The 23,697-nt window shown below is 71.6% G+C and carries 26 protein-coding genes; 8 read left to right on the top strand and 18 right to left on the bottom strand.

Annotated elements, in window-relative coordinates; all coding sequences use genetic code 11:
- Position 1: 1 nt before the first annotated feature.
- Together J2S42_RS27595 and nucS are read right to left on the bottom strand one after the other, a co-directional pair.
- Positions 2 to 1,555, bottom strand: coding sequence for an SGNH/GDSL hydrolase family protein (locus tag J2S42_RS27595; protein ID WP_307243647.1), 1,554 nt, complete (start codon positions 1,553 to 1,555; stop codon positions 2 to 4).
- Between the two features lie 44 nt (positions 1,556 to 1,599).
- Positions 1,600 to 2,259, bottom strand: a complete 660-nt coding sequence (gene nucS / locus J2S42_RS27590) for an endonuclease NucS (protein ID WP_307243645.1) — start codon at positions 2,257 to 2,259, stop codon at positions 1,600 to 1,602.
- 56 nt (positions 2,260 to 2,315) lie between these two features.
- Here nucS and J2S42_RS27585 point away from each other — a divergent pair, with 56 nt between their 5' ends.
- The 5 genes from J2S42_RS27585 (at position 2,316) to J2S42_RS27565 (ending at position 8,424) form a co-directional block, all read left to right on the top strand.
- A complete protein-coding gene (locus tag J2S42_RS27585; RefSeq protein WP_307249064.1) occupies positions 2,316 to 2,933 on the top strand; it encodes a DUF4126 domain-containing protein in 618 nt (205 codons plus the stop codon).
- Positions 2,934 to 2,983: 50 nt separating this feature from the next.
- Entirely contained in the window at positions 2,984 to 5,854 is a 2,871-nt protein-coding gene (locus tag J2S42_RS27580; protein ID WP_307243643.1) for an FtsK/SpoIIIE domain-containing protein, read from the top strand.
- Positions 5,851 to 6,561, top strand: a complete 711-nt coding sequence (locus tag J2S42_RS27575; protein ID WP_307243640.1) for a hypothetical protein — start codon at positions 5,851 to 5,853, stop codon at positions 6,559 to 6,561. The genes J2S42_RS27580 and J2S42_RS27575 overlap by 4 nt, the downstream gene beginning before the upstream one ends.
- 223 nt (positions 6,562 to 6,784) lie before the next feature.
- The gene (locus J2S42_RS27570) at positions 6,785 to 7,642 is read left to right on the top strand and encodes an ABC transporter ATP-binding protein (RefSeq protein WP_307243638.1); all 858 of its coding nucleotides are present in this window, start codon (positions 6,785 to 6,787) and stop codon (positions 7,640 to 7,642) included.
- Positions 7,639 to 8,424 carry an ABC transporter permease gene (locus J2S42_RS27565; protein WP_307243636.1) on the top strand — a complete coding sequence of 262 codons (786 nt, stop codon included), beginning with the start codon at positions 7,639 to 7,641 and terminating at the stop codon, positions 8,422 to 8,424. Before J2S42_RS27570 ends, J2S42_RS27565 begins: the two co-directional genes overlap by 4 nt.
- A 132-nt stretch (positions 8,425 to 8,556) precedes the next feature.
- On the opposite strand, the gene J2S42_RS27560 is transcribed toward J2S42_RS27565, so the two are convergent.
- Both J2S42_RS27560 and J2S42_RS27555 read right to left on the bottom strand, forming a co-directional pair.
- A complete protein-coding gene (locus J2S42_RS27560) occupies positions 8,557 to 9,153 on the bottom strand; it encodes a DinB family protein (protein WP_307243634.1) in 597 nt (198 codons plus the stop codon).
- Entirely contained in the window at positions 9,150 to 9,776 is a 627-nt protein-coding gene (locus J2S42_RS27555) for a class I SAM-dependent methyltransferase (protein ID WP_307243632.1), read from the bottom strand. Before J2S42_RS27555 ends, J2S42_RS27560 begins: the two co-directional genes overlap by 4 nt.
- A gap of 65 nt (positions 9,777 to 9,841) precedes the next feature.
- Between J2S42_RS27555 and J2S42_RS27550 the strand changes: the two genes are divergently transcribed.
- Positions 9,842 to 10,414, top strand: coding sequence for a helix-turn-helix domain-containing protein (locus tag J2S42_RS27550; protein ID WP_307243630.1), 573 nt, complete (start codon positions 9,842 to 9,844; stop codon positions 10,412 to 10,414).
- On the opposite strand, the gene J2S42_RS27545 is transcribed toward J2S42_RS27550, so the two are convergent.
- On the bottom strand, positions 10,408 to 11,259 hold the full coding sequence (locus J2S42_RS27545) for a 3-hydroxyacyl-CoA dehydrogenase family protein (RefSeq protein ID WP_307243628.1): 852 nt from the start codon (positions 11,257 to 11,259) through the stop codon (positions 10,408 to 10,410). The two genes, J2S42_RS27550 and J2S42_RS27545, sit on opposite strands and share 7 nt — an antisense overlap.
- Before the next feature lie 98 nt (positions 11,260 to 11,357).
- Between J2S42_RS27545 and J2S42_RS27540 the strand changes: the two genes are divergently transcribed.
- Complete coding sequence (locus J2S42_RS27540) at positions 11,358 to 11,714, top strand: hypothetical protein (protein WP_307243626.1); 357 nt, start codon at positions 11,358 to 11,360, stop codon at positions 11,712 to 11,714.
- A 1-nt stretch (position 11,715) separates the two neighbouring features.
- Here J2S42_RS27540 and murA read toward each other — a convergent pair whose 3' ends face one another.
- Positions 11,716 to 13,011 (bottom strand): UDP-N-acetylglucosamine 1-carboxyvinyltransferase, encoded by a 1,296-nt coding sequence (gene murA, locus J2S42_RS27535; protein ID WP_307243624.1) that lies wholly within the window; start codon positions 13,009 to 13,011, stop codon positions 11,716 to 11,718.
- Between the two features lie 439 nt (positions 13,012 to 13,450).
- On the opposite strand from murA, the gene J2S42_RS27530 reads away from it, so the two are divergent.
- On the top strand, positions 13,451 to 14,029 hold the full coding sequence (locus tag J2S42_RS27530; protein ID WP_307243622.1) for a cob(I)yrinic acid a,c-diamide adenosyltransferase: 579 nt from the start codon (positions 13,451 to 13,453) through the stop codon (positions 14,027 to 14,029).
- Here the strand turns inward: J2S42_RS27530 and J2S42_RS27525 are convergent.
- From J2S42_RS27525 to J2S42_RS27470, 12 genes are all read right to left on the bottom strand, one after another.
- Entirely contained in the window at positions 14,015 to 14,458 is a 444-nt protein-coding gene (locus J2S42_RS27525; RefSeq protein WP_307243620.1) for a DUF2550 domain-containing protein, read from the bottom strand. The genes J2S42_RS27530 and J2S42_RS27525 overlap by 15 nt on opposite strands.
- Before the next feature lie 13 nt (positions 14,459 to 14,471).
- Positions 14,472 to 14,762, bottom strand: coding sequence for a F0F1 ATP synthase subunit epsilon (locus J2S42_RS27520; RefSeq protein WP_307243619.1), 291 nt, complete (start codon positions 14,760 to 14,762; stop codon positions 14,472 to 14,474).
- A gap of 129 nt (positions 14,763 to 14,891) precedes the next feature.
- Positions 14,892 to 16,019: an LCP family protein gene (locus tag J2S42_RS27515; protein ID WP_307243617.1), complete on the bottom strand. Its 1,128-nt coding sequence runs from the start codon at positions 16,017 to 16,019 to the stop codon at positions 14,892 to 14,894.
- Between the two features lie 88 nt (positions 16,020 to 16,107).
- On the bottom strand, positions 16,108 to 17,553 hold the full coding sequence (gene atpD, locus J2S42_RS27510) for a F0F1 ATP synthase subunit beta (protein ID WP_307243616.1): 1,446 nt from the start codon (positions 17,551 to 17,553) through the stop codon (positions 16,108 to 16,110).
- On the bottom strand, positions 17,553 to 18,482 hold the full coding sequence (locus tag J2S42_RS27505) for a F0F1 ATP synthase subunit gamma (protein WP_307243614.1): 930 nt from the start codon (positions 18,480 to 18,482) through the stop codon (positions 17,553 to 17,555). Before J2S42_RS27505 ends, atpD begins: the two co-directional genes overlap by 1 nt.
- A 2-nt stretch (positions 18,483 to 18,484) precedes the next feature.
- Complete coding sequence (gene atpA, locus J2S42_RS27500; RefSeq protein ID WP_307243612.1) at positions 18,485 to 20,128, bottom strand: F0F1 ATP synthase subunit alpha; 1,644 nt, start codon at positions 20,126 to 20,128, stop codon at positions 18,485 to 18,487.
- Positions 20,129 to 20,197: 69 nt separating this feature from the next.
- The gene (locus tag J2S42_RS27495) at positions 20,198 to 21,019 is read right to left on the bottom strand and encodes a F0F1 ATP synthase subunit delta (protein WP_307249062.1); all 822 of its coding nucleotides are present in this window, start codon (positions 21,017 to 21,019) and stop codon (positions 20,198 to 20,200) included.
- Positions 21,016 to 21,570 (bottom strand): F0F1 ATP synthase subunit B, encoded by a 555-nt coding sequence (locus J2S42_RS27490; RefSeq protein ID WP_307243610.1) that lies wholly within the window; start codon positions 21,568 to 21,570, stop codon positions 21,016 to 21,018. Before J2S42_RS27490 ends, J2S42_RS27495 begins: the two co-directional genes overlap by 4 nt.
- A gap of 86 nt (positions 21,571 to 21,656) precedes the next feature.
- Positions 21,657 to 21,881 carry an ATP synthase F0 subunit C gene (gene atpE / locus J2S42_RS27485; RefSeq protein ID WP_307243607.1) on the bottom strand — a complete coding sequence of 75 codons (225 nt, stop codon included), beginning with the start codon at positions 21,879 to 21,881 and terminating at the stop codon, positions 21,657 to 21,659.
- Positions 21,882 to 21,975: 94 nt separating this feature from the next.
- Positions 21,976 to 22,779, bottom strand: a complete 804-nt coding sequence (gene atpB, locus J2S42_RS27480; RefSeq protein WP_307243606.1) for a F0F1 ATP synthase subunit A — start codon at positions 22,777 to 22,779, stop codon at positions 21,976 to 21,978.
- Between the two features lie 25 nt (positions 22,780 to 22,804).
- A complete protein-coding gene (locus J2S42_RS27475; RefSeq protein WP_306834712.1) occupies positions 22,805 to 23,023 on the bottom strand; it encodes an AtpZ/AtpI family protein in 219 nt (72 codons plus the stop codon).
- A 165-nt stretch (positions 23,024 to 23,188) separates the two neighbouring features.
- Positions 23,189 to 23,590, bottom strand: a complete 402-nt coding sequence (locus J2S42_RS27470) for a Cg1360 family ATP-synthase-associated protein (protein ID WP_307243604.1) — start codon at positions 23,588 to 23,590, stop codon at positions 23,189 to 23,191.
- Positions 23,591 to 23,697 lie beyond the last annotated feature (107 nt).

The following is a 23,697-nucleotide window of genomic DNA, read 5'->3' as shown; positions in this document are numbered from 1 at the left end:
GTCAGGCCGGGTCGCCACCGTTGTTGATCCAGGCGTCCACCGCACCGTTCGGCGCGACGACCAGGTAGTCGTCCCGGCCGTCGCCGTTGACGTCGGCCAGCACCACGCCGTCCGCGCTGCCGGTGCCGCCCGCGATCCGGCCGCGCCCGGCCCAGCCCGGCACGCCGTCACGGTCGCCGCCCCGGTTCAGCCACGCGTTCACCGCGCCGGTCGACGGGTTCAGCACCAGGTAGTCCGCGCGGACGTCGCAGTCGACGTTGGCGAACCGGACGCTGCCGGTGCCGGTGCCGCCGGCGATGGCCGGGCGTGCCTCCCAGCCGCCCTGGCCGTCCCCGCCCCGGTAGAGCCACGCGTTCACCGCGCCGGTCGACGCGTTCAGCACCAGGTAGTCGGCCCGCGCGTCGCCGTCCAGGTCCGCGAACCGGACGCCGGCGCCGGCCGCGCCCACGCCGGTCGCGATCCGGCCGCGCGCAATCCACCCCGCCTGACCGGGCCGGTCGCCACCGTCGTTGATCCACGCGTCCACCGCGCCGGTCGACGCGTTCACCACCAGGTAGTCGGCCCGGCCGTCCCCGCTCACGTCCGCCAGGTGCACGGTCGCCGGTGCGGCGCCGGTACCGGCCGCGAAGCCCGCGTGCCGGGTCCACCCCGGATTGCCGCCCGCGTCGCCGCCGTCGTTGATCCAGGCGTCGAAGCCGCCGCGCGCGTTCATCACCAGGTAGTCGGCCCGGCCGTCACCGCTCACGTCGGCGAACCGGACGTTCTCCCGCGCCGCGCCCACGCCGGCCGCGAGTCCGGGCCGGGCGATCCAGCGGCCGGCGGCGTCGGTGCAGGAACCGGCGCCCGGTTCGACGATCATCCCGGCGTTCCGGGCGGTCGACAGCGCCGCGTGGAACGCGGTCGCCATCTTGCGGTAGCCGGTGTCGTTCGGGTGCAGGCCGTCCGGCAGGTCCGCGGTGGTGACCGCGCGCATGTCGGCCGGCACGATGCGCTGGCCCGCGTTCCGCCGGCGCTCCACGATCGACGCCACCGCGGCGTTGTACGCGTCGATCCGCCGCTGCACGGCCGGGTCCGCGGCCGGGACGATCTGCGCCAGCAGGATCGTCGTCGACGGCGCCACCGCGTAGATCCGGTCGAGCAGCGCCTCCAGCCGCTGGGGCGCACCGGACGGGTCGACGTTGCGGTTCATGTCGTTCGTGCCGATGTGCAGCGCCACCACGTTCGGCTGGTACTGCGCCACCACCCCGGTCGCGATCGCGGCGATCTGGTCGATCACCCAGCCGGAGTGTCCCTCGTGGTCCGGGTCAGCGCCGTCACCGTCGCGCTGCGTGCCGACGAAGTCCACGGTGTCCCCCGCCGCGGCGAGGGCCTGGTAGAGGTGGGCGCGGTAGCCGTTGCCGCCGGCACCGCCCCAGCCGTAGGTGATCGAGTCCCCCATCGGCATCAGGCGGATGCCGGGCACCGCGGCCGCGGTGGAGGTCGCGTGCGCGGGCTGCCCCACGAACGTCAGCGCCGCCGCCAGCAACACCGTGCCGATCGATCGAAGTATGGTCATGCCTCACATCCTCGGTGCCGAGCGGCCCCGAGGGAACGTGATGATCAGAACAGCGTGAGTTCGTTCTTCTCGATACCGCGGAGCTTGTCGTAGTCGACGACCACGCAGCGGATGCCGCGGTCCTCGGCCAGCACCCGCGCCTGCGGCTTGATCTCCTGGGCCGCGAAGATGCCGGCCACCGGCGCCAGCAGCGGGTCACGGTTCATCAGTTCCAGGTAGCGGGTGAGCTGCTCGACGCCGTCGATCTCGCCGCGCCGCTTCACCTCGACCGCGACCGAGCCGCCGTTCGCGTCCTTGCAGAGCAGGTCGACCGGGCCGATCGCGGTCATGAACTCGCGCCGGACCAGCGTGAAACCCTCGCCGAACGTGGTCGGGTTGGCCGCCAGCAGCTCCTGCAGGTGCGCCTCGACACCGTCCTTGACCAGGCCTGGGTCGACGCCCAGCTCGTACGACGTGTCCTGGAAGATCTCCTCCAGCGTGATCCGCAGTTCCTCGCCGGCCTTGTTCACCACGCGCCAGACGCCCTCGGACTCCTGGAGCTTGCACGGCGGGCTCATCCAGTTGAGCGGCTTGTACGCCCGGTCGTCCGCGTGGATCGAGACCGAGCCGTCCGCCTTCACCATGAGCAGGCGGGTCGCCGGCGGCAGGTGCGCCGAGAGTCGTCCGACATAGTCCACCGAGCATCTCGCAATCACCAAACGCACCCGAGCAGGGTAGCGGAACACGGCAGAGGTGGCGCATGGGTGCCATGCTGTTCTATGTGCTGGAAGTTCTGACTGGTACCGGTCTGGCCGCATCTGCCGGGCTCAACGCGTACATACCGATGCTGGCGATGGGCCTGCTCGCCCGCTACACCGAGGCCATCAACCTGCCGAGCGGCTGGCAGTGGCTCTCCGACGGGTGGGTGATCGCGATCCTGACCGTGCTGCTCGCGATCGAGGTCGTGGCGGACAAGGTGCCGGTGGTCGATCACATCAACGACATGGTGCAGACCGTGGTCCGGCCGACCGCGGGCGGCCTGGTCTTCGGCGCGGGCGCCGGGTCGGAGACGGTGACCGTGACCGATCCGGCCGGCTTCTTCCAGTCGAACCAGTGGGTGCCGATCGTGGCCGGCGTGGTCATCGCGCTCGGCGTGCACGGGCTGAAGGCGGCGGCCCGGCCGGTGATCAACACGACGACCGCGGGCATCGGCGCGCCGGTGGCCAGCACGGCCGAGGACGCGACCAGCGTGATCATGTCCATCGTGGCGATCCTCCTGCCCGCGCTGGTGCTGGTCTTCGCCGTACTGCTGATCGGTGCGGCGGTCTGGATCTTCCGGCGCCGATCCGCGCGGCGGTCCGAACGCGCGGCCGCACGGGCGGCCGGATTCCGCGTGTGACACGACGCCGGCAGAACCGACATATTGGCTCGAATCGGTAATATCGCTGCGTGTCCTCCCGAGTGTCCATGCTGGTCGCGGCCCGTCAGGACGTGGCCGCCGCGCGCGGGCTGGCACGCGCGGCCCAGGCCGGAGCCGAGGAGATCAAGACCGAGACCCGCCGGCGGTACGAGGTGATCCGCGGCGCGCACGACACCTGCCTGGCGGCGCTCACCGAGGCCCGGGAGACCGCGCGCGACGAGATCTTCGAGCGCTTCCACGGTGAGGCCGTCGCGCGCGCCGGCACGCTCGGCCGGCTCGCCGCCGCGTGCGCACCGGGCCCGGCCGGCGCGCCCTGGCCGGCCTGGCGACCGGCGGTGACCGGCCGGGCCGGGCTGCTGCGGATCGGCGTGATCGCGGTGGACGAGGACGTGCCGACCGTACCCGCGCTGATCCCGCTGCTCGACCGCGCGCACCTGGAGATCACCCGCGACCCGGAGGACGGCGACGGGCGGCACCACCGCGCGTCCACCGCGGACGGCCTGATCGCCGGCCTGCTGCTCCGCGCGCTCGGCGGCACGCCAGCCGGCGACCTGCGCATCTGGGCGTACGACCCGGACCGGCTGGGCGGCAGCCTCGCCGGTTTCGCGCCGCTGGCCGCGGCCGGCGTGCTCACCTCGGTCGGGCCGGGCGGGCTGACCACGATGCTGGACGAGCTGGTCGAGCACGTCCGCCGGATCAACGAGACCGTGCCGGCCGGCCGGCCCGGCCGCCGACCGGAGCCGTGGCGGCTCGCCGTGCTGCTCGGCGACGGCGCGGACCTGACCCCGCAGCAGCGCGCGCAACTGGACCGGCTGGTCCGCACCGGCGTCGCCGCCGGGGTGCACCTGATCGCGCGCGACGTGCCGCTGGCCGAGCACCCGGACGTCGAACACGTGCACCTCACCGGCCGCGCGGCGTACTGCGACACCGCCGGTGTGCTGCCGGTCCGGCTGGACCCGCCGCCACCGGCGGAGCAGACCGCGGCCGTCTGCCGTAAGCTGGCCGGTGCGCTGAGCGCGGGCCCGCCGCCCGCGCTGCTGGCCGATCTGCTCCCGGCGCGGATCTGGCGGGAGAGCGCGGCGGCCGCGCTGACCGCACCGATCGGCGTCGGCCCGGACGGCGAGCCGATCGAGGTGACGCTCGGCGACGACCCGCCGCACGCGCTGATCGGCGGCCCGTCCGGCTCCGGCAAGACGAACCTGATCTACGCGTGGCTGGGCGCGCTGGCCGCCCGCTACTCCCCCGCCGAGCTGGCGCTCTACCTGCTCGACTTCAAGGAGGGCGTGTCGTTCGCCCGGTTCGCGCCGAGCCCGCGCGACCCGAGCTGGCTGCCGCACGTACGGCTGGCCGGCGTCAACGTCAACGACGACCGCGAGTTCGGCCTGGCGCTGCTCCGGCACCTGTCGGCCGAGTTGCGGACACGCGCCCGGGCCGCGAAGCGGTACGAGGCCGGCAAGCTCGCCGAGTTGCGCGCCGAGGACCCGGACGGCGCCTGGCCGCGGATCGTGGCCGTGATCGACGAGTTCCAGCTGCTGCTCGGCGCGCGGGACGCGGTCACCGCGGAGGCCGCCGCGCTGCTCGAGGACCTGGCCCGGCGCGGCCGCTCGCAGGGCATCCACCTGGTACTGGCCAGCCAGGACGTGTCCGGCATCGAGGCGCTGTGGGGCCGCCCCGGGCTGGTCGCTCAGTTCACGCTGCGGATCGCGCTGCCCAAGGCCCGCCGCATCCTGGCCGAGACGAACCTGGCCGCGGACGTGATCCCGCGCCACCACGCGGTGATCAACGCGGATTCCGGCGCGCCGTCCGCGAACCGGATCGCGCGCCTGCCGGACGCCGGCGACCGGCAGGCGTGGCGCGCGTTGCAGGAGCGCCTGTGGCGTCTGCGGCCGCCGGGCGCGACACCACCGCGGCTGTTCGACGGCGACGCCGTACCGTCGTGCCCTGATTTTTCGGTTCACAGCGGTCCGCCGCGCGCGGCGGTGGGCGAGACGATCGACGTCGACGCCCTCCCGGCGTACGTGACGATGCCGCGCGCACCCGGCCGGAACCTGGCGATCGTCGGCACCCGCGGCGAGGAGGCGGCCGCGATCCTGGCCTCGGCCGCGCGGTCGCTGGCCGCGTCGGTCCCCGGAGCCCGGTTCAGCGTCGCCTGCCCCGACCCGGCACTGGCACCGCTGATCGCACCGCTGCGCGCCGCGCTGCCGTCGGCGACGTTCCACATCGGATCGGTGGCGGCGGATCTGTTCGCGACGGTCTCGGCGAACCTGCCCACCGCATCACCGGACCACACCGGCCCGCACTACCTGCTCGGCCTGGCCCTCGACGCACTGACGACGTCCCCGGCGGCCACGACGGCCGGCGCCCCGGGCGCGGCCGACACCCCGGGCGTCCCGGGCACGGTTGACGCCGTGGCGGTTCGCCGCAGCCCGATCCCGCCGCTGTCCGCGATGACCACGGCCCCCGGGCCCGCCCGGGTTTCCTCCCGGGCCGCGGACCCGCTGCGGACAATCCTGGATCAGGGCCCGGGACGTCACGTGCACGTTCTCGGCTGGTGGCGGTCCGTGGCCCGGCTGCGGGACAGCCTCGGCGGCATCGCGGCTCGCTTCGACGCGATCGGCGCCTGGGTCGCGCTGGACGTGCAAGGCCCGGATCTCGCACCGCTGAGCCCGGCACCGGGCGGCCCGGCCTGGTTCCCACGGCCGGGCCGGGCACTCTGTTTCGACCGCTCCGAGGACCGCCACCCCCGCATGGTCATCCCCTACGCGCCGCCCGGCCCGGCCGCCGAACGGCCACCGTCCACCCCGGCGGCCCCCGGCCCCGCACCCGGTTCCGGCTCGGCCGGCATTCCGGCCGCGACCACCTCAGCGGCGGCCGGCGACGTGACCGGAGCCGGATCGTGAGCGCCGAGGAGTACCGCCGGCAGCTCGCCGCGCTCGCCGAGGCCACCGCCCGCCGGGACGCGGACCTGCTCGCGACCGAGCGGGCCTACCACGACGGCGCCGCCACCGCGACCGCCGAGCTGGTCCGGGCCGAGGCGGTGGCCGCCGCCGCCGAACGGCGTGCCGCCGCGCTCACCGCGTCCGTCGCCGGGGTGGACCGCGAGGCCTCCCGGATCTGGTCGGTGCTGCGCGCGATGCACCGGCGGCGGCCCGGTTGGACGGCCCGGGTCGGCGAACCGCCCGAGCCGCTGCTGCCGCAGAGCGCGGATCTCGGCTACCCCGACCAGAGCGTCCCGGAGGCTCGCGCGCTCGCGCTGCTGGACCGCGCGTCCCGGCGGATCAGCCAGGCGAAGCGCGGCATCCCGCGCCCCGCACCGCCGCGCCGGGTGCTGCCGCTGCTGCCGGTGGTCGGCGCGGCCGCCGCCGCGTTCACCGCACTGTTCGCGGCCGGCCTGGTGACGCTCGGCGGCGGCTACACCACGATGCAGCTGGTGCTGCGGACGGCCGGCTGGTCGGTCTTCTTCGTGGCCCCGTTCACCGGCTTGCCGCTGGCCGCCACGCTGCTCGACCGCCTGTTCGGCAGCCGCCTGGACATCGGCGCGATCGGCCTGCTGGTGCTGGGCGGTATGGCGGCCGCCTCCGGCATCTCCATCGCCCTGGCCCACTGAGTTCACCGCACTGAGTTCACCGCACTGAATTCACCGCGCTGAGTTCACCGCACTGAGTTCATCCACACTGAGCGCACGAAGCACCTGAGTCCTTCGGGGGCCGGGCAGTGCGCAGGTTGATCTGCCCGGCCCCCGAAGAATCCCACGTTACCGCTGGGTCAACCGGCCGCGGAACCTCACACCCGGCCGACCCCCCGCTCGCCGCTGGACCGCACGGCGCATAGTGGACCGCATGAACGCGATCACCGTGCGCGGCCTGCACAAGTCCTACGGCGCCGTGTCCGCCGTGAACGGCCTGGACCTCGAGGTGCGCACCGGCGAGATCTTCGCGCTGCTCGGCCCGAACGGCGCCGGCAAGACCACCACGGTGGAGATCCTGGAGGGCTTCCGCAGCCGCGGTGCCGGTGACGTGGAGGTGCTCGGCGAGGACCCGGCCGCACCGAGCGCCGCCTGGCGGGGCCGGGTCGGCATCGTGCTGCAGGGCACCGGCGAGTTCGACAACCTGACCGTCCGCGAGATCGTCCACCACTTCGCCGGCTTCTACTCCGGCGCGGACGACCCGGACGCCGTGATCGCGCGCGTCGGCCTGGCGGAGAAGGCCCGGGCCCGTACCCATGCGCTCTCCGGTGGGCAGAAACGCCGCCTCGACGTGGCGCTCGGCATCGTCGGCCGCCCCGAACTGCTGTTCCTGGACGAGCCGACCACCGGTTTCGACCCGGAGGCGCGACGCGAGTTCTGGGAGCTGATTCGCGACCTGAACGCGGGCGGCACCACGATCCTGCTCACCACGCACTACCTGGACGAGGCCGAGGCGCTGGCCGCCCGGGTCGGCGTGATCGCCGGCGGCCGCCTGGTCGAGGTGTCCACCCCCGCCGACCTCGGCGGACGGCAGAACGCACTGCCCACGGTCCGGTGGCGCGACCCGGACGGCGCGACGCGACAGGAACGGACCGCGACGCCGACCGCCCTGGTCACCCGGCTCGCGGAGCAGTTCGGCGGCGAGGTACCCGGCCTCACGATCACCCGCCCCACGCTGGAGGACATCTACCTCCGGATGATCTCGACGGAGGACCCCCAGTGAAGCTCGCTCTCCGCCAGGGCCGCCTGGAGATCCTGCAGTTCCTGCGCAGCCGTGAGTCCGTCGTCTTCACGATCGGCTTCCCGGTCATCATGCTGGCGATCTTCGCGGCCATCTTCGGCGGCACCGAGATCGACGGCGGCGTCACGCTCACCCAGTACTTCGTGACCGGCATGATCGCCACCGGCCTGATGACCGTCAGCTTCCAGAACCTCGGCATCTGGATCCCGATCGAGCGCGACCGCGGCGTCCTCAAGCGCTACCGCGGCACGCCGATGCCGAAGTGGACCTACTTCGCCGGCAAGGTGGTGATGGTGCTGGCCATCGGCATCGCCACCACCGCGCTGCTGCTGCTCATCTCGGTGCTCTTCTTCGGCCTCCGCCTCCCCGCCACCCCGGACCGCTGGCTGGCCTTCGGCTGGGTATCGCTGCTCGGCATCACCGCCTGCACGCTGCTCGGCATCGCCATCTCCTCGCTGGCCCGCACGTCGCGCAGCGGCTCCGCCGTGGTCACCCCGATCGCGCTGATTCTCCAGTTCACCTCCGGCGTCTTCCTGGTCTTCACCGCGCTCCCCGGCTGGATGCAGTCCGTCTCCGCCGTCTTCCCGCTCAAGTGGATGTGCCAGGGCCTGCGCTACGTCTTCCTCCCCGACTCCTTCGCCGGCCAGGAGCCCGCCGGCACCTGGGAACTCGGCCGCGTCGCCCTCGTCCTCGCCCTCTGGTGCGTGGCCGGCCTGGCCCTGTGCCTCACCACGTTCCGCTGGACCGCCCCTCGCGAGGGCTGAAAACCCTTTCGAAGGCAGATTTTCCCGCTTCCGGCGTGGCCGGTTCCCGGTGCTCCCGCGGGCATCGGTCGTCGCTGGCGCTCCTCCCTGCCGGTCCCGCCGTGGCTCACCACGAACCCGGCCCCGGGCCGGTCAGCGGCCGGTGGAGCCGTCGATCTGCTCGCGGATGATGTCGGCGTGACCGGCGTGGCGGGCGGTCTCCTCGATCATGTGGGTCAGCACCCACCGTTGCGTGGGTGGCAGGCCACGGCCGGGCGGGCGCGGCGCGGGACCGGCCAGGTCGGTCCAGCCGTCGATGACCTCGTCGGCCTCCGCGACCGCCCGCCGGTAGTCCGCGATCAGACCCTCGACCGTCTCGCCGCGCGCCGGCCGCATGGTGCGTCGCAGGTTAGTGATCGGCTCGCCCAGGAAGTAGAACCGCTCCACCGCCGTCAGGTGCTTGACCAGGCCGAGCAGGCTGGTCCCGGACGGCACGCCGGCCGCCCGCACCTCCGGTTCCGGCACGTCCGCGACCTTCTCGACCACCGAGTTCCGCAGGTAGTCCAGGAACCCGCGCAGCGTCGCCGTCTCCCCCGGATCGGTCCAGCCCGGCCCGACGTCCCTCGTCCTCGGCCGCCGCCTCGGCCCGGCGACCGCCGGAGCCGGTGCGACCGCCGTGTCCCGCGTCGTGGTGCCGGGCGGCCGTGGCGGGATGCCGGACGTACCGCCGGAGGGCTTGCCGGCGGTCATCCGGCGGCCCGCTGGATCAGCAGGACGTTGTCGGTGACGGTGGCGGTCCGGCCACCGGGGCCGGTGGCCGGGCGGCGCGGCATGTCGGCGCGGAGGACGGACCACCCCGCCGGGTCCAGGTCGAGTGATGCCGCCACCTCGGCCGGCGTGGGGAAGTGCGTGTCCGGGTCCTGGTTCCAGGACCACGGCGCGGTGGAGCCGTGATCGACGATCAGCAGCAGGCCGCCGGGACGCAGCGCGGACGCCGCGGTCCGCAGCACCCGCGCCCGGTCCAGCGGGAACTGCGTGTGGAAGTACTGCGCCGAGATCAGGTCGAACGTGCCGCCGGGAAAGCCGGCCGCGAGGTCGTGCCGTTCCGCGGTGATCCGGCCGGTCAGGTCCAGCGCGGCCGCGTGCGCGCGCAGCCGGTCGACGGCGGTGTGCGCGATGTCGACCGCGGTGACCCGCCAGCCGTGCCGGGCCAGCCAGATCGTGTCGCCGCCGGTGCCGCACCCGAGGTCGAGCGCGGTGCCCGGCCGCAGCGGGACGGCGATCTCGGCGAGCAGCGGGTTGACCCGCCCGCCGGCCGCCCGCCCGCGGTAGTGCCTCTCCCAGAAAGCCGCGGCGTCAGTGGTGGTGTCCATGCCGCCAGCATCACCGCGCGCTTTCCCGCCTTGCAAGAAAAATTGCGGATCCGCATCATGGCGGCATGGACATCACCGAGGACGTGCTGGCCGGTGTCGGCCCCAGGCTGCGGGCGCTGCGCCGCGCGCACGGCGGCACACTGGCCGAGCTGGCCGCCGAGACCGGGCTGACCGCGAGCACGCTGTCCCGGCTGGAGAACGGGAAGCTGCGGCCGACGCTGGAGCAGCTGCTGCCGCTGGCCCGCGCGCACGGCGTACCGCTGGATGATCTGGTGAACGCGCCGCCGACCGGTGACCCGCGCATCCATCTGCGGCCGGTCCGGCGGTTCGGGCTGACCATCGTGCCGCTCACCAGGCGGCCCGGCGGCGTGCAGGCGTACAAGGTCGTCTACCCGCCCGCCGGCCGGGAGTCCACCACGCAACCGCAGACCCACGACGGGTACGAGTGGTTCTACGTGCTCAACGGCAGCGTCCGGTTCGTGCTCGGCGAGCGGGAGTTCGTGCTCGGCGCCGGCGAGGCCGCGGAGTTCGACACCCGGGTGCCGCACTGGATCGGCAGCGCCGGTGACCAGCCCGCGGAGCTGCTCACCATGTTCGGCGCGCAGGGTGAGCGGGTCCACCTGGAGCCGCGTCAGTAGTCGTAGAAGCCCTTGCCGCTCTTCCGGCCCAGCTCGCCCGCGACCACCATTCGCTGCATCAGCTCCGGCGGGAAGAACTTCGCGTCGCCGGAGTCGGTGTGGATGTTGCGGGCCGCGTGCAGCAGCACGTCCACGCCGGTCAGGTCCGCGGTGGCGAGCGGGCCCATCGCGTGGCCGAAGCCGAGCCGGCACGCCGTGTCCAGGTCCGCCGCGGAGACCACGCCGGCCTCGACCAGCTTGACCGCCTCAACGACCAGCGCGGTGATCAGCCGGGTGGTGACGAAGCCGGCGATGTCCCGCTCCACCACGATGCAGGTCTTGCCCAGCGCCTCGGCGAACGCGCGCGCGGTGGCCAGCGTCGCGTCCGAGGTGCGGTGGCCGCGGACCAGCTCGCACAGCGGCATCATCGGCACCGGGGAGAAGAAGTGCGTGCCGATCACCGACTCCGGGCGCGACGTGACGGCCGCGATCCGGGTGACCGGGATCGCGCTGGTGTTCGTGCCCAGCACCGCGGAGGGCTTGCAGACCTGGTCGAGGGTACGGAACACGTCCTCCTTGACGTCCAGTCGCTCGAAGACGGCCTCGACCACCACGTCCGCGTCCGCGGCCGCCTCGGCGAGGTCCGTGGTCGTGGTGATCCGGGCGAGCGCGTCCTCGGCGTCCGCGGCGGTGATCCGTTCCTTGGCGACGAACCGGTCGAGCGAGGCGCGGATCGCAGACAGCCCGCGCTCCACGGCCGGTGTGTCCAGATCGCGCAGCGTCACCTGCCACCCGGCGCGTGCGGCCTCCTGCGCGATACCCGATCCCATCAGCCCGGCGCCTACCACCGCGAGCCGTCCCGTCACGATGCCCTCCCTTGAACGATCACTAAGGAAAACCTTACGTGAGAAGGACTTTGGAAAACCTCCGGTGCGCCGCGGATCTTCCGGGGCAAGATGGGCGCATGCCCGATAGCACCGGCTGGTACCTGGCCGGGCCCCTCATCGCGTTCGCGCTCTGCCTGCTGCTCGGCGGCGTGCTGCGCTGGGCGCTCCGCCGGGACACCGACGCGCGGCGCGACACCGTGCTGCACGCGCTCGACCGCGAGCTGGACGAGGGCCTAGGCCTGCTCGGCGACCAGGACTTCGGCCTGCTCACCCCCGTCGTGACCGCGGACGACGGCGGCACGGCCGAGGAGTTCCGGCGGCTGCTGCAGAACGCGGGGATCCGCGCCACGGTCGCGTCCGCGCCGGACGGCCGCCGGCTGATCCTGGTGTTCCCGGAGGAACTGTCCCGGGCCCGCAGGCTGACCGCGCAGTAGCTCAGTAGGCCAGCTCGTCCGGCGCCTCGGACCGGTGCACCGCCACGCCGAGCGCCCGCAGGTCCGCCACGAAGTTCGGGTAGCCGCGGTCGATGTGGTGCACGTGGCCGACCTCGGTCACGCCGTCCGCGCACAGGCCCGCGATCACCAGCCCGGCGCCGGCGCGGATGTCGGTGGCCCGGACCGGCGCGCCGGACAGCCGCTCCCGCCCGCGGACCACCGCGTGGTGCCCGTCCGTCTTGATCTCGGCGCCGAGCCGCGCCATCTCGTTCACGAACATGAACCGGCCGTCGAAGATGTTCTCCGTGATCAGCGACGCGCCGTCGCTGACCGCGGCCAGCCCGATCGCCATCGGCAGCAGGTCGGTGGCGAACCCCGGGTACGGCAGCGTGACGATGTCGACCGACGTGGGCCGGACGTCCATCCGTACCCGGAACGAGTCCTGGCTCTTCTCCACCGCGCATCCGGCGGTGACCAGTTTGTCCAGCGCGATCTCCAGGAAGCCCGGGTCGATACCACGCACGGTCACGTCCCCGCGCGTCATCGCGGCACCGTACGCCCAGGTCCCGGCCACGATCCGGTCGCCGATCGCGGCGTGCACCACCGGCCGCAGTTCCGCGACACCCTCGATCCGCAGCGTGGACGTGCCGGCACCCTCGATCCGCGCGCCCATCGCGGTCAGCATCGCGCAGATGTCCACGATCTCCGGCTCGCGCGCCGCGTTGTCGATCTCGGTCACGCCCTTGGCCAGCACCGCGGCCATCAGCAGGTTCTCGGTGGCGCCGACGCTGGGGAAGTCCAGCCATATGGTGGCGCCGCGCAGCCCACCGGCCGCGGACGCGATCACGAAGCCGTGCTCGCCGGTGATGTCCGCGCCCATCCGGGCCAGGCCGGCCACGTGCATGTCCAGGCCGCGCGAGCCGATCGCGTCACCGCCGGGGTGCGCCACCCGGACGTACCCACAGCGCGCCAGCAGCGGCCCGAGCACCGCGATCGACGCGCGCAGACGCCGGACCAGGTCGTAGTCGGCCTCGGTGCCCAGCTTCTCCGGCACGTCGATGACCACCTCGCGCACCGGTGAGCTGCCGTCCGGGTCGATGAAGTCCACGGTGCAGCCCAACCGGACCAGGACCTCCGCCATGATCGCGATATCGGTGATCCGTGGGACGTTGGTGATCACCGACCGCCCCGGCGCCAGCAGCGCGGCCGCCATCAGCTTCAACGCCGAGTTCTTCGCTCCGGCCACCCGCACCTCACCCGCGAGCCGGGCCCCACCGTTCACCGCGATCTGATCCACGGCCCCATCGTATGGCCGCCGTGGTTCTCCGGCGGCCTCCCGCCTGACCGGTACCCGGTGCCACCGCGTCCGTTCAGCGTGCCGAGCACGCACCCGCGCGGACCGCCGCCGCCCGGCACACGAGACGACACCACGTCCATGACCACACAACGGTCGCTGTCGACGACGCACGCCGGCGGCGCCCGCTCATCACACCCGACTGCGCTATAGCGATATTTCGGTCACGGAGTGCCCGGTCAGCCGGGCCGCACACGTCACCGGCTGATACGGGCCGGGCAGATACCGGCCGGACGGCACCGCGGGCGCACCGGCCTCCGGCAGGGCGCCGGCCCGGACACGACCGAGGCCCGCCGCGAGGAAACGTCACGCACCGGGAGGGTGGGCACACCGGAAGCGGGCAGAGAACCGCCTGCGCGGTGCACGGCCTATGGTGGGCGGCATGGCTGTTCATCTGACGCGCATCTACACCAAGGCCGGTGACGGGGGCAGCACCCGGCTGGTCGACAACGAGCTGGTGCCGAAGACGTCGCCGCGGATCGCCGCCTACGCGGACGTGGACGAGACGAACGCGGCGATCGGCGTGGCGGTCGCGATGGGTGAGCTGACCGAGGAGATCCGGGCGGTGCTCGGGCAGATCCAGAACGATCTGTTCGATGTCGGCGCCGACCTCGGCAACCCGGTCGCGGAGAACCCGGCGTGGGAGCCGCTGCGGGTCACCGAGGCGTACGTGACGCGCCTGGAGCGCTGGTGCGACGAGTTCAACGAGCGCCGGGAGCCGCTCAGCTCGTTCGTGCTGCCCGGCGGCACGCCCGGCGCCGCGCTGCTGCACGTGGCGCGCACGGTCGCGCGGCGCGCGGAACGATCGGCCTGGGCGCTGATCGAGGTGGACGGCGAGCGCACCGGCACGCTGCCGGCGAAGTACCTGAACCGGCTGTCCGACCTGCTGTTCATCCTGTCCCGGGTGGCGAACCCGGACGGTGACGTGCTCTGGAAGCCGGGCGGGTCACATCGCGGCTAGCCGGGTGGAGACCTCGCCGGGCGGCGCGGACTCCAGCCAGGACAGGAAGCCGGTGACCGTGGTCTCCGCCATGGCGATCTCCACGGTCTCCCGGCCGGGCCCGGAGCAGCGCAAAATCACCCAATCCGCCGGCAGGGAGTAGGCCTCCTGGCCGGCGGGCGACCGGCGGGACACGATCACCAGGCCGGTACGCGAGAGCGTGCGCTTCGGCCGCAGCGCGAAGCTGAAGATCCGGTACCACCGCAGGTCGTCGCCGACGAACCGGCCGAGCCCGTTGGACCAGCCGCGCTCCGGCACGCTGACCGAGGTGCGCACGCTCAGCCGGATGGTGCCGCCGGCCCGGATGAACAGGGCACGGCGCAGCACCAGCGCGGCGACCGCCAGCAGCAGGAGGAGAACACCGATTCCGATCCACTCCACGATCAGCATCGGTGCCGCCCGGTCAGTGAGCCGCGGCGGCGGGGGCCGTAGCGCGGGAGGCCTCTTCGGCAAGGACCGTCACGCCGGCCTTGGAGATCGAGAGGAATCCACCGGTGACGTCCCACGTGAGCTGCTCGCCGCCGGCGAGCTTGACCCGGACCTGGGACGGCTCCTTGAGCTGGCCGAGCAGCGGAGCGTGGCCGGGCAGGACCCCGAGCTCTCCCTCGGTGGTGCGGGCGACGACCATCTCGGCCTCGCCGGACCACACCTTCTGCTCGACGGCAACGACCTCGACATGCAGCTGCTTAGCCACGCCTGACTCCTCGTCAACCGGCCGACCGGTGGATGCGGGTGATCCAGGGGACGGACCGCCGGGGATTTGCCCGAGTCTAGTCGGGCGCCCGGCAACGACCCAACCCGGGTGGCACGCGTTACACGCTGTTCACGACACCAGTTCGGGGTGTTCCGACAGGTACTCGCCGACGCGGTCGGCCGCGACCGCCGCGAAGAACTCGTCCGCGACCGGCAGCAGGTGCTCGCCGCGGTAACCGGCGCCGCGCCCGACCGCCGCGCCGGGCAGCTGGACCATGGTGAGATCGTCCGGCCGCAGGTGGCGCAGCGCGACCACGTAGTCGAGCAGGTCGTGACCGCGGCCGCTGAACGTCAGCGACTCCCCGGCCGCGCGCAGCACCCGGTCCAGCCGGAGCGGGTCGGTGAGCAGGCCGGAGCCGGTCGCCTGGGTCAGCACGGCCTTGAGGAACTGCTTCTGGTGCCGCTGCCGCGCGTAGTCGCCCTCGGCCAGGCTCTTGCGCTGCCGGACGAAGTCCAGCGCCTCCCAGCCGCTCATGTGCTGCTCGCCGACCTCGTACGTCTTCTGCGGCCCCCAGCCGGGCCGCAGCGTGCCGTTCGGGGCGCGGTGGATGGAGAGCGTGCGCTCGTCGACGTACATGTCCACGCCGCCGAGCGCGTCCACCACCGCCTCGAAGCCGCTGAAGTCGAGGATCGCGCCGGCCTCGAAGCGCGGGATGCCGGTGCGGTCGACCACGGTGCGGGCCAGCAGCTGGAAGCCCTGCGCGGTGTCCAGTTCCCCGGTCGCGGCAACCCGGCTGCCGTACGCCATCGCGCCGTTGATCTTTCCGGTCCCGCCGCGGTAGCCGGCCTTGGCGAACGCCGGGATGTCCACGATCAGGTCGCGTGGCATGGAGAACAGGTACGCGTGCTCGTGCGCCGCGTCCACGTGCAACACCATGATCGCGTCGGCCAGCGGCGGCCGCGGCGCCTCGTTCGGCCGCGGGTCGATGCCGACCAGCAGCAGGTCGAGCGGGCCGTCCAGGTCCACGTCCGGCGCGCTCTCGCTGCTGCGGACGCGCACCCCACCGGGTGTGGAGGCGGCCAGCGGCGCGAAGTCACCGGTGTCGCCGAACAGGTCCGCGGTCACCACCCGGCCCTGGTAGCGCTCCTCGAGCACGCTGACCCCGATGATCACGAGGCCGCTCAGGACCAGCAGGACCACGCCGAGGAAGACGCAGAAGCGCACCCACCTCGGTTGTGTCGTCGCCCCGGCCGTCATTACCGAAGGTTACCCATTATTTACGAAATGTAATCATATGACGGACAAAGAAGGCCCCGCCGGAGCGGGGCCTTCTCCTGACGAAAACCTACTTCATCAGCTCGTGCGCGTTGCGCTCCAGGTCCTCAAGACCGCCGCACATGAAGAACGCCTGCTCGGGGAAGTGGTCGTACTCGCCCTCGGAGATCTTCTTGAACGACTCGATGGTCTCCTTCAGCGGGACCGTCGAACCCGGGACGCCGGTGAACTGCTCGGCGGCGTAGGTGTTCTGCGAGAGGAAGCGCTCGATCCGGCGGGCGCGGCCCACCGTGACCTTGTCCTCCTCGGACAGCTCGTCCATACCGAGGATGGCGATGATGTCCTGCAGGTCCTTGTACTTCTGCAGGATCCGCTGCACCTCACGGGCGACCGAGTAGTGCTCCTGGCCGACGAACTCCGGCGCGAGCAGCCGCGAGCTGGAGGCCAGCGGGTCCACGGCCGGGTAGATGCCCTTGTCCGAGATCGACCGCTCGAGGTTGGTCGTCGCGTCCAGGTGGGCGAACGTGGTGGCCGGCGCCGGGTCGGTGTAGTCGTCCGCGGGCACGTAGATCGCCTGGAGCGAGGTGATGGCCTTGCCCCGGACGGAGGTGATGCGCTCCTGCAGCAGACCCATCTCGTCCGCCAGGTTGGGCTGGTAACCCACGGCGGACGGCATGCGGCCGAGCAGCGTGGACACCTCGGAACCCGCCTGGGTGAACCGGAAGATGTTGTCGATGAAGAGCAGCACCTCCTGGTTCTGGACGTCGCGGAAGTACTCCGCCATGGTCAGCGCGGCCAGCGCGACCCGCAGGCGGGTGCCCGGCGGCTCGTCCATCTGGCCGAAGACCAGCGCGGTCTTGTCGAGCACGCCGCCCTCGTCCATCTCCAGGATGAGGTCGTTGCCCTCACGGGTCCGCTCGCCGACGCCGGCGAAGACGGACGTACCGCCGAAGTTCCGGGCGACACGGATGATCATCTCCTGGATGAGCACCGTCTTGCCCACGCCCGCGCCACCGAAGAGGCCGATCTTGCCACCACGCACGTACGGGGTTAGCAGGTCCAGCACCTTGATGCCGGTCTCCAGCATCTCGGTCTTCGGCTCGAGGTCGGCGAACGCCGGGGCGGCCCGGTGGATCGGCCAGCGCTCGGTCACCTCGAGCTTCGACTCGTCGGCGTTGAGGAACTCGCCGAGCGCGTTGAAGACGTGGCCACGGGTCACGTCACCGACCGGCACGGACAGCGGCGAACCGGTGTCGCGCACCTCGGCGCCGCGGACCAGGCCGTCGGTCGGCTGCATCGAGATGGCCCGGACGATGTTGTTGCCCAGGTGCTGGGCGACCTCGAGCGTCAGGGTCTTGGTGCCCTCGGAGAGGGTCACGTCGACGTGCAGCGCCTGGTAGATGTCGGGCATCGCGTCACGCGGGAACTCGGCGTCGACGACCGGGCCGATGACCCGGACGACGCGACCCACGGCGGTCTGGGGCGCACCGTTCACCGGTGCAGCGCTAACTGTCATCACTCATCACTTCCCGCCGCCGCCAGCGCGTTGGCGCCGCCGACGATCTCACTGATCTCCTGGGTGATCGCGGCCTGCCGCGCGGAGTTCATCTCGCGTGTGTACGTCTTGAGCAGCTCGTCCGCGTTGTCCGAGGCGCTCTTCATCGCCCGCCGGCGGGCCGCCCACTCGCTCGCCGCCGAGTCCAGCAACGCCGCGTAGATCCGCGTGTTGATGTACTTCGGCAGGAGCGCGCCGAGCATCTCCTCCGGCTCCGGCTCGAACTCGTACGCCGGGCTCGGACCGCTCTCCCGCTTCTTCTCCTCGACGTGCATCGGCGCGAGGAAACGCGAGTGCGCGGTCTGGGTCATCAGCGACTTGAACTGGGTGCTGACGATGTGGATCTCGTCGACGCCCCGGATGCCGTCCGGGCCGTACGTCTCCTCCGTGTCGTCCGCGCCGGCCTCGAAGGCCGCCAGCAGGCTCTCACCGATCTTCCGGGCGTCCGCGAACGTGGGCTCGCCGGAGAACCCGGTCCAGCTGGCCTCGACCGGACGGTTCCGGAACGTGTAGTACGAGAGCGCCTTGCGGCCCACCACGTACAGCGTCACGTCCTTGTTGTCCGCGCGAAGCCGCGAGATCAGACCCTCGGCCGTCCGGATCGCGTTGGCGTTGTAAGCGCCGGCCAGGCCACGGTCACTGGTGATGAGCAGCACGCCGGCCCGCAGCACCCGGGGACGGGCCTGCAGCAGCGGGTGGTCGATGGTGGCGTTCGAGGCGAGCTCGGTGAGCACGCCGGTGATCGCCTCCGCGTACGGCTTGGCCGCCGCCTGCCGCTCCTGCGCCTTGGCGATCTTGCTGGTGGCGACCAGCTCCTGCGCCTTGGCGATCTTCTTAGTCGACCGGACCGAGCGAACCTTACGGCGCAGCGCCTGTACCTGACCGGCCATGACTAGCTCTCGTCCGAGTCGACGTGCCGGGTGACCGTCTCGCGGGAGACGTGCTCGTCGCCGAGCGCCTCGGCCGGAGCCTCGTTCACCCGGTTCGCGGTGGCGCCGCTCTGAAACAGCTGCTTGAACTCGGCCACGCCGGACTTCAGCGACTCGATCGCCTCGTCGGACAGCTTGTTCGTCGTCGCGATGCCGGTGACGACGTCCGACCGGTGCTGGCGCAGCCACTGCAGCAGCTCACGCTCGAAGCGGCCGATGTCCGCGACCGGGACGTCGTCCAGCTCGCCGGTGGTGCCGGCCCAGATGGAGATCGTCTCCTCCTCGACCGGGTACGGCGAGTACTGCGGCTGCTTGAGCAGCTCGACCAGGCGGGCGCCACGCTCGAGCTGAGCGCGGGAGGCCTTGTCCAGGTCGGAGGCGAAGGCGGAGAACGCCTCCAGCTCGCGGTACTGCGCCAGGTCGAGACGCAGCCGGCCGGCCACGCCCTTGAGGCCCTTGACCTGCGCCGCGCCGCCGACCCGGGACACCGAGGTGCCCACGTTGATGGCCGGGCGGACACCGGAGTTGAACAGGTCGGCCTCGAGGAAGATCTGGCCGTCGGTGATCGAGATGACGTTGGTCGGGATGTACGCCGAGATGTCCGACGCCTTGGTCTCGATGATCGGCAGACCAGTCATCGAGCCGCCACCCAGCTCGTCGGAGAGCTTCGCGCAGCGCTCCAGCAGGCGGGAGTGCAGGTAGAAGACGTCACCCGGGTACGCCTCGCGGCCCGGCGGGCGGCGCAGCAGCAGCGAGATGGCGCGGTACGCCTCGGCCTGCTTGCTCAGGTCGTCGAAGACGATCAGAACGTGCTTGCCGTTGTACATCCAGTGCTGGCCGATCGAGGAACCGGCGTACGGCGCGATGTACTTGAAGCCGGCCGGGGCGTCCGCGGGGGCGGCGACGATGGTGGTGTACTCCATCGCCCCCTTCTCCTCCAGGATGCCCTTGACCGTGGCGATCGTGGTGGCCTTCTGGCCGACCGCGACGTAGATGCAGCGGACCTGCTTCTTCGGGTCGCCGGAGAGCCAGTTGTCCCGCTGGTTCAGGATCGCGTCCAGCGCGACCGTGGTCTTGCCGGTCTTGCGGTCGCCGATGATCAGCTGCCGCTGGCCCCGGCCGATCGCGGTCATCGCGTCGATGGCCTTAATGCCGGTCTGCAGCGGCTCCTTCACGGGCTGCCGCGACATCACGTTCGGCGCCTGGAGCTCCAGCTCGCGGAAGCCCTCGGCCTCGATGTCGCCCTTGTCGTCGATCGGCTCGCCGAGCGCGTTGACGACGCGGCCCAGGAACGCGTCACCGACCGGGACGGAGAGCACGCGGCCGGTGCGCTTGACCGGCTGGCCCTCCTCGATGCCGGTGAAGCCGCCCAGGACGACGACACCGATCTCACGGGCCTCCAGGTTCAGGGAGACACCCAGGGTGCCGTCCTCGAACTCCAGCAGCTCGTTCGCCATCGTCGAGGGGAGACCCTGGACGTGTGCGATTCCGTCGCCCGCATCGCTGACGATGCCGACCTCCTCGCGGGAGACCTCGGGCGTGTAGGACGAAACGTAGCGCTCGAGCGCACCCCGGATCTCATCCGAGGAGATGGTCAGCTCGGCCATCCTCAGCCTTCTCTTCTGTCGTCTCGGTGCCGTCCCCACCGTAATGAAGGGGCTTCCGAGGGAACGGACCTACTTGGCGAATGCCTTGCGGGCTTCGGTGAGCCGCCGCAGGATCGTGCCGTCGTACAGGTCGGAACCGACCCGGACGCTGATCCCGCCGACGATCGCCGGGTCGACCGTGACCTTGAGGGACACGCCCCGGCCGTACAGCTCGGTCAACTTGGCGGCGAGCGCCGCCTCGTCGGCCTCAGCGAGCGGGCGCGCGACGGTCACGTACGCGAGGTCGCGGTCCTGCCGGTCCGCGGCCAGCTCGATCAGCCGGTCCAGCGATGCCACGAAGCCGCGTCCACCGAACCCGGACAGGGCCACCTCGACGAGGCGGACCGTCACCGGCTTCGCCTTGCCGGCCAGCAGCTCGCGGACCAGTTCGGCCCGGCGTGCGGCCGGGACGGACACGTCAGCGAGCGCGCCACCGAGGGTCTTCTCGGCCGCGACGACCTTGCTGAACCGGAACAGCTCGTCCTCGACCTCGCCCAGCTCGCCGGCCGCGGACGCGCTGGTCAGCAGCGCGTCCACCCCGATCTGCTCGACGGCGGTCAGGAACTCGCTCGGCGTGGACCAGCGCGCGGCGACGGTCGCGGTCAGCACCGTCAGCGCCGGCGCGGACACCTTGCCGGTCAGCAGCCCACCGGCCAGCTCGGCACGCTGCGCGGCCGGCGTGGACGAGTCGGACAGCGCACGCCGCAGCCGGGGCTCGCCCGAGAGCAGCCGCGCGACCGCGAGCAGTTCGTCGCCCAGCGCGGCGACGTCCGCCGCGGACGCCGTGGCGGCGTACGCGGTCAGCTCGTCCGTCGCCGCGGCATAGGACTCGCGGTTGCCGATCGACATCAGCGCCGACCCCCCGACGCGGCGGGCGCGTCGATCTCGGCGATGAAGCGCTCGACGGTGCCCCGGCTGCGCGCCTCGTCGGCGAGCGACTCGCCCACGATGCGGCCGGCCAGGTCCACGGCGAGCGTGCCGATCTCGGAGCGCAGCTCGCGGACGAGCTGCTCGCGCTGCGTGCGCAGGTTCTCCTGCCCGGCGGCGATGATGCGGTCGGACTCCTCGCGGGCCTTGGCCAGGACGTCCTGACGGATCGCCTCGGCGTCGGCACGCGCCTCGTCCCTTATCCGGGCGGCCTCGGTACGGGCCTCGGCGAGCTGCGCGCGGTACTGCTCGAGCAGCTCGTTCGCCTCGGCCTGTGCGGACTCGGCCTTGGCGATGCCGCCCTCGATGGCCTCGACCCGGGCCTTGAACGTCTCCTCCATGCGCGGGAAGACGAACTTGGCCAGGACGAACAGGATCACGGAGAAAGCGACGAGACCGACGATGATTTCGGAGACGGGCGGCAGCAGAATGCCGGCGCCGCCGCCGTGCTCCTCAGCAGCGATGTAAGGGTTCATAACACTCCCATCTGGCCGGTGATGCGTCGTTCCCGCCGATCACCGAATCGGCTCCGCGACGAGGCGGAGACCGTCGACGTGTTCGTTCAGCCGCCCAGCGCGAACGCGAGCACCAGGCCGAGCAGCGCGAGCGCCTCGACGACGGCGAAGCCCATGAACATGTAAACGCGGGTCAGGCCGGCGGTCTCGGGCTGACGAGCGGTCGCCTGGATGTAGGCCGCGAAGACCAGGCCCACGCCGATACCCGGGCCCAGCGCCGCGATGCCGTAGCCGACGACGTTGATGTTTCCGGCGATCTCTGCCAGTGGCATTTTGCGATTCCTCCTGCGTTGCCGCGTACGAGTTACGCGAACGATTAAGGCGAAAACTACTTCTTTGCGAAAGCTGTGGCGTGGAGCGCCGGCCTCAGTGCGCCGGGTCCACCGAGCTCTGCAGGTACGTGGCGGTCAGCAGCGTGAACACGTACGCCTGCAGCGCCAGGATGAACAGCTCGAACAGCGTCATCACGATCGCCATGGCCCAGCTGAGCAGCGCGACCGGCTTGAGGAACACCGCTTCCGCGTTCATCAGCGCGACACCACCGAGCGTGAACACCAGCAGGATCATGTGGCCGGCGAACATGTTGGCGAAGAGTCGGATCGCGAGCGTGGCCGGGCGCAGCAGCAGCACCTGGAACAGCTCGATCGGCACCAGGATCGGCTGCACCCAGAGCGGAGCGCCGGACACCCAGATGCTGTTCTTGACGTAGTGCCCGAGCCCCTGCGCCTTGATACCGACGGCAATGTAGATGACGTAGGTGAAGCCGGCGAGCACGATCGGGAACGCGATGTGCGAGTTAGGTGAAATCTGGGCGAACGGGAAGATGCCCCAGAAGTTGTTCAGAAGAATGAAGACGAACAGCGTCGCCAGGTACGGCGCGAACCGCACGCCGTGCTTGTTGCCGATGATGTCCTTGGCGATGCCGTCCCGGACGAAACCGTAGATCGACTCCGCCAGCCACTGGCCCTTGGTCGGCACGATCTTGGGGCTGCGGTAGGTCACCAGGAAGAACACGATGAGGATGGCCACCGAGAGCCACACCAGCAGCGTGACCTTCGTGAAAGCCTGCGCCCACATCGTGCCTTCGAGCGCCGGGATGAGAGTCGGGAAGTCGAAACTCTCCACTCCGGGCGGGAACTCCGCGGCGAGAACGTGCGGGGACTTACTCAACGCATCCTCCGTCGGTCGGGGCCGTTCACGCGCCCAGCCTCTTCACGATCAGATAAACCCCGGCGATGGTGCCGCCGATCAGCCCGATCAGCAGCCCCACGTCCGGCAGGCCGAGCCAGCGATCCAGCAGCCAGCCCGCGCCACCCCAGACGATCATGCCGCCCAACAGGTAACCGACCGCCGACCAACCGGCATCGGCCCCCGAGTTGGGCTCAGGAGCTTTGGGTGAAGGGTCATCGGCCATGACGCGGCGACGATATCAGTCGCTGGCAGGAAGCTAGGACTCACCCCCCGCACAACTCAGTTGTGCGGTCCTCGCGGGGTCCGGCTCATCGTGTGACACCGTACTCCCCGTCACACGGAACCGGGAGGGGACTCGCTGATTTCCGACAACGGTCACCTGAAGGACCTAGTCGGGCACGGCTCCGGGACGTATGGCCGCGGTGGCGCGCATGGACGACCAGATCTGCGCGCTTATCCAGATCAGCATGGTGCAGATCATCCCGATCGCGGTCATCCGGACGCCGGCCCAGTTCTGGTCGATCACGACGAGCAGCACCACGCCGAGCATCGTGATTTTGAAGATGTAGGTGGCCAGCCCGATGGTCAGGACCAGCTTCGGCATGATCGAGTCGGCCCACGCGAGCGCCAGGTTGGACATCAGATAGCCACCGGCCAGCAGCCCGACGCCGAGCAGCGCACCGAGCAGTCCGGGGCCGCCGTCGACGACCTGCCCGACCACGGCGAGCACCACGGCCAGCACGGCCGTGCCGGCCAGCGGCCACCAGATGTGGCCCAACCGAACGATCATCGTCTCCCCAGCCCTCGGCACCCGCCCTCGGCCAGCGAGAATACCGGCCCCTACCGGTGCCGCCGGTGCATGCCGTGCCCGGACGACATCGCCGCACAGCTGATGCC

It is taken from the genome of Catenuloplanes indicus, assembly GCF_030813715.1.
Classification (GTDB): domain Bacteria; phylum Actinomycetota; class Actinomycetes; order Mycobacteriales; family Micromonosporaceae; genus Catenuloplanes; species Catenuloplanes indicus.
The sequence above is the reverse complement of the archived record's forward strand: the minus strand, read 5'-3'. Positions and strand labels throughout refer to the sequence as shown.

What these genes read in the sequence shown, in the direction of transcription:
- J2S42_RS27595 (WP_307243647.1), bottom strand. Translation starts at nt 1,555, where the DNA reads ATGACCATACTTCGATCGATCGGCACGGTGTTGCTGGCGGCGGCGCTG.
- J2S42_RS27560 (WP_307243634.1), bottom strand. Translation starts at nt 9,153, where the DNA reads ATGACCGCCGGCAAGCCCTCCGGCGGTACGTCCGGCATCCCGCCACGG.
- J2S42_RS27555 (WP_307243632.1), bottom strand. Translation starts at nt 9,776, where the DNA reads ATGGACACCACCACTGACGCCGCGGCTTTCTGGGAGAGGCACTACCGC.
- J2S42_RS27550 (WP_307243630.1), top strand. Translation starts at nt 9,842, where the DNA reads ATGGACATCACCGAGGACGTGCTGGCCGGTGTCGGCCCCAGGCTGCGG.
- J2S42_RS27540 (WP_307243626.1), top strand. Translation starts at nt 11,358, where the DNA reads ATGCCCGATAGCACCGGCTGGTACCTGGCCGGGCCCCTCATCGCGTTC.
- J2S42_RS27530 (WP_307243622.1), top strand. Translation starts at nt 13,451, where the DNA reads ATGGCTGTTCATCTGACGCGCATCTACACCAAGGCCGGTGACGGGGGC.
- J2S42_RS27525 (WP_307243620.1), bottom strand. Translation starts at nt 14,458, where the DNA reads ATGCTGATCGTGGAGTGGATCGGAATCGGTGTTCTCCTCCTGCTGCTG.
- J2S42_RS27515 (WP_307243617.1), bottom strand. Translation starts at nt 16,019, where the DNA reads ATGACGGCCGGGGCGACGACACAACCGAGGTGGGTGCGCTTCTGCGTC.
- atpD (WP_307243616.1), bottom strand. Translation starts at nt 17,553, where the DNA reads ATGACAGTTAGCGCTGCACCGGTGAACGGTGCGCCCCAGACCGCCGTG.
- J2S42_RS27505 (WP_307243614.1), bottom strand. Translation starts at nt 18,482, where the DNA reads ATGGCCGGTCAGGTACAGGCGCTGCGCCGTAAGGTTCGCTCGGTCCGG.
- atpA (WP_307243612.1), bottom strand. Translation starts at nt 20,128, where the DNA reads ATGGCCGAGCTGACCATCTCCTCGGATGAGATCCGGGGTGCGCTCGAG.
- J2S42_RS27490 (WP_307243610.1), bottom strand. Translation starts at nt 21,570, where the DNA reads ATGAACCCTTACATCGCTGCTGAGGAGCACGGCGGCGGCGCCGGCATT.
- atpE (WP_307243607.1), bottom strand. Translation starts at nt 21,881, where the DNA reads ATGCCACTGGCAGAGATCGCCGGAAACATCAACGTCGTCGGCTACGGC.
- J2S42_RS27475 (WP_306834712.1), bottom strand. Translation starts at nt 23,023, where the DNA reads ATGGCCGATGACCCTTCACCCAAAGCTCCTGAGCCCAACTCGGGGGCC.
- J2S42_RS27470 (WP_307243604.1), bottom strand. Translation starts at nt 23,590, where the DNA reads ATGATCGTTCGGTTGGGCCACATCTGGTGGCCGCTGGCCGGCACGGCC.